The organism is Actinosynnema sp., from assembly GCF_052038725.1.
In genome coordinates this window covers 1-6,209 of sequence record NZ_JBQGCX010001261.1, presented here as the reverse complement: position 1 = coordinate 6,209, position 6,209 = coordinate 1, and the positions used below count along the sequence as shown (strand labels likewise).

The 6,209-nt window shown below is 73.7% G+C and carries 9 protein-coding genes; 6 read left to right on the top strand and 3 right to left on the bottom strand.

Features of this window, described 5'->3' with window-relative positions:
* Window positions 1–66 precede the first annotated feature (66 nt).
* Entirely contained in the window at window positions 67–801 is a 735-nt protein-coding gene (priA, locus tag ACTUAL_RS26625) for a bifunctional 1-(5-phosphoribosyl)-5-((5-phosphoribosylamino)methylideneamino)imidazole-4-carboxamide isomerase/phosphoribosylanthranilate isomerase PriA (protein ID WP_440902170.1), read from the top strand.
* On the opposite strand, the gene ACTUAL_RS26620 is transcribed toward priA, so the two are convergent.
* Together ACTUAL_RS26620 and ACTUAL_RS26615 are read right to left on the bottom strand one after the other, a co-directional pair.
* Complete coding sequence (locus ACTUAL_RS26620; protein ID WP_096496417.1) at window positions 764–1,486, bottom strand: Clp protease N-terminal domain-containing protein; 723 nt, start codon at window positions 1,484–1,486, stop codon at window positions 764–766. The two genes, priA and ACTUAL_RS26620, sit on opposite strands and share 38 nt — an antisense overlap.
* A gap of 38 nt (window positions 1,487–1,524) precedes the next feature.
* Entirely contained in the window at window positions 1,525–1,893 is a 369-nt protein-coding gene (locus ACTUAL_RS26615; protein ID WP_096496416.1) for a PPOX class F420-dependent oxidoreductase, read from the bottom strand.
* A 123-nt stretch (window positions 1,894–2,016) separates the two neighbouring features.
* Between ACTUAL_RS26615 and ACTUAL_RS26610 the strand changes: the two genes are divergently transcribed.
* The 4 genes from ACTUAL_RS26610 (at window position 2,017) to hisI (ending at window position 3,984) form a co-directional block, all read left to right on the top strand.
* Window positions 2,017–2,406 carry a type II toxin-antitoxin system death-on-curing family toxin gene (locus tag ACTUAL_RS26610; RefSeq protein ID WP_440902169.1) on the top strand — a complete coding sequence of 130 codons (390 nt, stop codon included), beginning with the start codon at window positions 2,017–2,019 and terminating at the stop codon, window positions 2,404–2,406.
* A 68-nt stretch (window positions 2,407–2,474) separates the two neighbouring features.
* A complete protein-coding gene (gene hisF, locus ACTUAL_RS26605) occupies window positions 2,475–3,248 on the top strand; it encodes an imidazole glycerol phosphate synthase subunit HisF (RefSeq protein WP_096496414.1) in 774 nt (257 codons plus the stop codon).
* Entirely contained in the window at window positions 3,248–3,610 is a 363-nt protein-coding gene (locus ACTUAL_RS26600) for a hypothetical protein (RefSeq protein WP_096496413.1), read from the top strand. The genes hisF and ACTUAL_RS26600 overlap by 1 nt, the downstream gene beginning before the upstream one ends.
* Window positions 3,610–3,984, top strand: coding sequence for a phosphoribosyl-AMP cyclohydrolase (hisI, locus tag ACTUAL_RS26595; protein WP_440902168.1), 375 nt, complete (start codon window positions 3,610–3,612; stop codon window positions 3,982–3,984). Before ACTUAL_RS26600 ends, hisI begins: the two co-directional genes overlap by 1 nt.
* Here hisI and ACTUAL_RS26590 read toward each other — a convergent pair.
* Window positions 3,909–4,571, bottom strand: a complete 663-nt coding sequence (locus ACTUAL_RS26590) for a TetR/AcrR family transcriptional regulator (protein ID WP_440902167.1) — start codon at window positions 4,569–4,571, stop codon at window positions 3,909–3,911. The two genes, hisI and ACTUAL_RS26590, sit on opposite strands and share 76 nt — an antisense overlap.
* A gap of 118 nt (window positions 4,572–4,689) precedes the next feature.
* On the opposite strand from ACTUAL_RS26590, the gene ACTUAL_RS26585 reads away from it, so the two are divergent.
* Window positions 4,690–6,209: anthranilate synthase component I (locus ACTUAL_RS26585; protein ID WP_440902166.1), on the top strand; the 1,520-nt coding region annotated here is incomplete at its 3' end.

The window sequence follows — 6,209 nt, the reverse complement described above, 5'->3', positions numbered from 1 at the left end:
CGTCGCTCGGGTCCCGGTGACGCCGGGCGCGGGGCCCGTGGAGGCGGGCGATTACGATCACGGGCCGTGAGCTTCGACCTGCTGCCCGCCGTCGACGTCGTCGCCGGCCAGGCCGTCCGCCTCGTCCAGGGCGAGGCCGGTACCGAGACCGCCTACGGCACCCCGCTCGACGCCGCGCTCGCCTGGCAGCGCGACGGGGCCGAGTGGGTGCACCTGGTCGACCTGGACGCCGCGTTCGGGCGCGGGGGCAACCGCGAGCTGATCGCGCGGGTCGTCGGCGAGCTGGACGTGAGGGTCGAGCTGTCCGGCGGCATCCGCGACGACGACTCGCTCGCCGCCGCGCTCGCCACCGGCTGCGCCCGCGTCAACCTCGGCACCGCCGCGCTGGAGAACCCGGAGTGGTGCGCCAAGGTGCTGGCCACCCACGGCGAGCAGGTCGCGATCGGCCTGGACGTGCGGATCACCGAGCACGGCCACCGCGTGGCCACCAGGGGCTGGACGACCGACGGCGGCGACCTCTGGGAGGTCCTGGAGCGCCTGGACCGCGACGGCTGCACCCGCTACGTGGTCACCGACGTCTCCAAGGACGGCACCCTGACCGGCCCGAACACCGACCTGCTGCGCGAGGTCTGCGCCCGCACCGACGCCCCCGTCATCGCGTCCGGCGGCGTGTCCAGCGTCGCCGAACTGGTGGCGCTGGCCGAGCTGACCCGCGACGGCGTCGAGGGCGCGATCGTCGGCAAGGCCCTCTACGCGGGCGCGTTCACCCTGCCCGAGGCGTTGAGCGCGGTCCGCGGCTGATCGCGGCGGTGATCTCGGCCACGACGTGGCGCTCGGCCGCGTCCCGCTCGACCCCGGTCGAGTCGAGGACGCGCGCCGCGGCGCCGTCGCCCTCGGCCAGCAGCCCCAGCAGCAGGTGCTCGGTGCCCACGAACGTGTGAGCCAGCCGCAGCGCCTCCCGCACGGCCAGTTCGAGCGCCTTGCGGGAGTTCGCGGAGAACGGCTGCGGGTCGGGCCGCTTGCCGGACTCCTTCTCCAGCTCCACCAGCAGGGCCAGCCGGGTCGTGCCCTCGGAGGCCTCCAGCTTGGCCACGGTCCTGGCCCCGAGCCCGCCGTGCTCGTCGAGCAGGCCCATCAGCAGGTGCTCGGTGCCGATGCGCTCGCTGTGCCTGGCGTGGTGCTTGGCCAGCGCGACCACCCTGCGCGCCCGGTCGGTGTACCGGTCGAACGAGGGCTTGCCCAGATCGGGTGATTCCTTGGGCACGAAGCGCTTCTGCGCGGCCTGCTTGGACACCCCGATGCTCTCGCCGATCTCGGTCCACGACGCCCCCGAGCGCCGGGCCTCGTCCACGAAGTGCCCGATCAGGTGGTCGCCCAGCTCGTCCAGTCGCGAGCTGAGGTCGACCGCGGCCGTGAGCCGCTCCAGCGGTGAGACGTGCCTGGTCGCGACGTCGACGATGAGGTCGGTGAGCTGCACGAGCGCCATGCGTCAACTCTAGGTTGACGCATGGCGCGTCGTCAACCTCAGGTTGACAGCGTGATCTTGATGCCTACCGTGCCCTTCTTGCCCCGGCGGAGCTTGCTCCCCAGGATCGTCAACCGCCCGATGACGCCGTACTTGCGGATGATCCGCTCCCGGATCCGGTCCGTCTCGGCGCCGTCCACCAGCTCCGCCCTGGCCGGGACGGACTCGCCCAGCGGGTTGCCGCGCACGTCGCACGGCCCCACCAGCACGTCCCCGCTGCGGCGGATGCGCTTGACCTTCCCGGACTCGGCGACGGTCCACACGAACGCGGTGCTCCCCTCGCCCGCGAACCAGACCGGTGTGGGGACCCCGTCGCCGTTCTTGCGGAAGGTGGTCAGGAGGAGGTACTTGCCCTCGGCTAGGTCCATGCGAAAAACCGTACGGGGATCACGGGGGCCCGCGGGCAGGATGGGTCGCGTGGACGAGCGGAAGCGACAGGAACTGGAACGCGTGCTGCGGATCAGCGAGGAGCTGAACCGGAGGCTGGCGAGATGAGCGAGGACTTCGAGGCCCTGACCCCCGGCGAGCTCCTGGAGATCGCCGAGGCCCTGGTCGGCGGCGGCGCGCCGGTGCGCTCGACCGAACTGCTGGAGTCCGCCGCCGCCCGCCCCGCCACGACCGTGCTCGGCGAGCACGCCTACCCGGACGTCTGGGCCAAGGCGGGCGCGCTCATGGAGTCGCTGGGCCGCAACCACCCCCTGGTCGACGGCAACAAGCGGCTGTCCTGGAACGCCACCTGGGTGTTCCTCGGCGTCAACGGCCACCCGCTGGCCGAGGACCTGGACGTGGACGCCGCGGAGGAGTTCGTGCACGCCGTCGTCACCGGGCAGCTGACCACCGCGGGCATCGCGGACGGCCTGCGCCGCTTCGCCAGCCGCTGACCCCGGCGGGCGCGCGCCCCGCGTGCCGCCCGCCGGACCCGCCCACCCGGCCCCGTAGGCTCGACCGCATGTCAGTAGCGGTGCGCGTGATCCCCTGCCTCGACGTGGACCGGGGCAGGGTCGTCAAGGGCGTCAACTTCACCAACCTCGTCGACGCGGGCGACCCCGTCGAGCTCGCCAAGCTCTACGACGCCGAGGGCGCCGACGAGCTGACGTTCCTCGACGTCACCGCCTCCTCCGGCGACCGCGAGACCACCTACGACGTGGTCCGCCGCACGGCCGAGCAGGTCTTCATCCCGCTCACCGTCGGCGGCGGCGTGCGCGCCCCCGAGGACGTCGACAGGCTGCTGCGCGCCGGCGCGGACAAGGTCAGCGTGAACACCGCCGCCATCGCCCGCCCCGAGCTGCTCGGCGAGCTGTCCCGCCGCTTCGGCGCCCAGTGCGTCGTGCTGTCGGTCGACGCCCGCCGCGTCCCCGCGGGCGAGGCCCCCACGGCCAGCGGCTTCGAGGTCACCACGCACGGCGGTCGCCGGGGCACCGGCATCGACGCCGTCGAGTGGGCCGAGCGCGGCCAGGAGCTGGGCGTCGGCGAGATCCTGCTCAACTCGATGGACGCCGACGGAACCAAGGCCGGGTTCGACCTGGAGCTGATCCGCCGGGTGCGCGCCGTCGTGGACGTGCCGCTGATCGCCAGCGGGGGAGCAGGCGAGCCGGGGCACTTCCCGCCCGCCGTCGCCGAGGGCGCGGACGCGGTGCTCGCGGCCAGCGTCTTCCACTTCCGCGAGCTGAGCATCGCCCAGGTCAAGGGCTCGCTGCGCGACGCCGGGGTGGAGGTCCGCTGATGCCCGCCACCACCGAGGTCCGCCTCGCGATCCTGCTCGGCGGCGGCAGCGCGGTCGCGTTCGTCCTGGTCGCCGCCCTCCAGCTGCTGGTCGACCCCGCAGGCGCCTCGCTCGTGCTGCCCATCGCGGTGGCCGTCATCGAGCTGGGCGTCGTCGCCGGTCTGTGGAAGGGGGTCCGCCCGGCCAGGCTCGGCGGCATGGCCGTCTTCCTGCTGTTCGGCCTGGTCCACCTGCTCGTCGTGCTCGGCCCCACCCCGGTCTGGGTGCGCCTGGCCAGCGCGGTGATCGCCGCCGCGCACGTGTTCGTCGCCGTCCTGCTCAACACGCGCCCCGCGCGCGACCACTTCTCCGGAGCCAGCTGATGCTCGACCCCGCCATCGCCGCCAAGCTCAAGCGCAACGCGGACGGGCTGGTGTGCGCCGTCGCCCAGCAGCGCGGCACCGGGGAGGTGCTGATGGTCGCCTGGATGGACGACGAGGCGCTGCACCGCACCCTCACCACCGGCACCGCCACCTACTTCTCCCGCAGCCGGAACCGGTTGTGGGTCAAGGGCGAGACCTCCGGGCACACCCAGCGCGTGCACGACGTGCGGCTGGACTGCGACGGGGACACCGTGCTGCTGACCGTGGACCAGACCGGCGCGGCCTGCCACACCGGTGATCACACCTGCTTCGACGCGACCTCGCTGATGCCGCCCGCGCCGATCTCCCCCGCGCCGATCTCCCCCGAGAGGTAGCGCTGGAGCGTCGGTCCGACCGCCGAGACCAGCGCCTCGGGGTCGGCCGACGCCAGCGGCTCGAACTCCAGCACGTACCGCGCCATGCCGAGGCCGACCATCTGCGAGGCGCACAGCGTGGCGCGCAGCTCGGGCCGGTCCACCTCGAACGCCCGCATCACCTGGCCCAGCACGGTCTTGATGAACAGGTCGTGCAGGGCGCCGGTGACCTGCTCGTGCCCGGCGACGCTGCGCACCAGCGCGGAGAACGCGCCGCCGCCGGTGGCGTCCCACACCCCGAGGAACGTGCGCACCAGGCGCTCGCCCAGCAGCTCGGGCGGGCCCTGGGCGACCCGGCGGACGATCTCCGCCGGGTCGGCGGGCAGTTGCAGCACGGCCTTCGCGAACAGCGCCTGCTTGCCGCCGAACCAGTGGTTGACCATCGCGGCGTCCACGCCCGCGCGCGCCGCGATGGCCCGCACCGTCGCGCCCTCGTAGCCGCGCTCGACGAACACCTCGCGCGCCGCCTGAAGCAGCGCGCCCCTGGTGTCCTCGCCACCCGCGCGCCGTCCCCGGCGCCTCGGCTCACCGCCGTCCACCGCAACCACCGCGCGACCGCCTCACCAGCTCCGCCCGACCCGCCCGGCCCGGACGTGTTTCAACGTCGGGTGAAATGGTCGCACCCCGGTTGCCCGCCCCGCGAGCCGGACCGGGGACAATGGCGGCATGGTGAGCGTCATCGGTGCGGGCGTCGGGCTCGGCGAGGTCAGTCCCACCCGCGAGGAGTTCCGCGAACTCGCCGCGCAGCGCAGGGTCGTCCCTGTCGTGCGCCGGATCCTCGCGGACGCGGAGACCCCCGTCGGGCTGTACCGGAAGCTGGCCGCCGACCGGCCGGGCACGTTCCTGTTCGAGTCGGCGGAGAACGGCCGCTCGTGGGCGCGCTGGTCGTTCGTGGGGGCCCGGTGCGCGGGCGCGCTCACCGCGACCGGCGGCGAGGCGCACTGGACCGGGCAGCACCCGGTCGGGCTGCCCGAGGGCGGCGACCCGCTGGCGGCGCTGCGCGAGACCATCGAGGTGCTGCGCACCGACCCGCTGCCCGGCCTGCCCCCGCTGACCGGCGGCATGGTCGGCTACATCGGCTACGACGCGGTGCGCCGCCTCGAGCGGCTGCCCTCGCTGGCCGAGGACGACCTGAAGGTGCCCGAGCTGGTCATGCTGCTCGCCACCGACCTCGCCGCGCTCGACCACCACGAGGGCACCGTCACGCTGATCGCCAACGCGATCAACTGGGACGACACCCCGGAGCGGGTCGACGCGGCCTACGACGACGCCGTGCGCAGGCTCGACGTGATGACCGAGGACCTGCACAACCCGGCGCCCGCCACGACCGCCGTGTTCTCCCGGCCCAAGCCGGAGTTCACCCGGCGGCGCTCCTCCGCGGAGCACCAGGCCGTGGTGGAGCGGGCCAAGGCGGCGATCCGGGAGGGCGAGGCCGTCCAGGTGGTGCTGTCGCAGCGGTTCGAGATGGAGACCACCGCCCATCCGCTGGACGTCTACCGGGTGCTGCGCACCTCCAACCCCAGCCCGTACATGTACCTGCTGCGGCTGGACGACTTCGACATCGTCGGGTGCAGCCCCGAGTCGCTGGTCACGGTCCGGGACGGCAAGGCCACCACTCACCCCATCGCGGGCACCCGGTGGCGCGGCGCGGACCCGGAGGAGGACTCGCTGCTGGAGAAGGACCTGCTCTCCGACGACAAGGAGCGCGCAGAGCACCTCATGCTCGTGGACCTGGGCCGCAACGACCTGGGCCGGGTGTGCAAGCCGGGCTCGGTGACCGTGGTGGACTTCTTCAAGGTCGAGCGGTACAGCCACGTGATGCACATCGTGTCCACGGTCAGCGGCGAGCTGGCCGAGGGGCGCACCGCGTTCGACGCGGTCGCGGCGTGCTTCCCGGCGGGCACCCTGTCCGGCGCGCCGAAGCCGCGCGCGATGGAGCTGATCGAGGAGCTGGAGCCGACCCGGCGCGGCCTGTACGGCGGCGTCGTGGGCTACCTGGACTTCGCGGGCGACGCGGACACCGCGATCGCGATCCGCACCGCGCTGATCCGCGACGGGGTGGCGTACGTGCAGGCGGGCGGCGGCATCGTGGCCGACTCGGACCCGGTGGCCGAGGACAACGAGTGCCTGAACAAGGCGGGCGCGGTCCTGGCCGCGATCGCGACGGCCCAGACCATGGCCCCGGC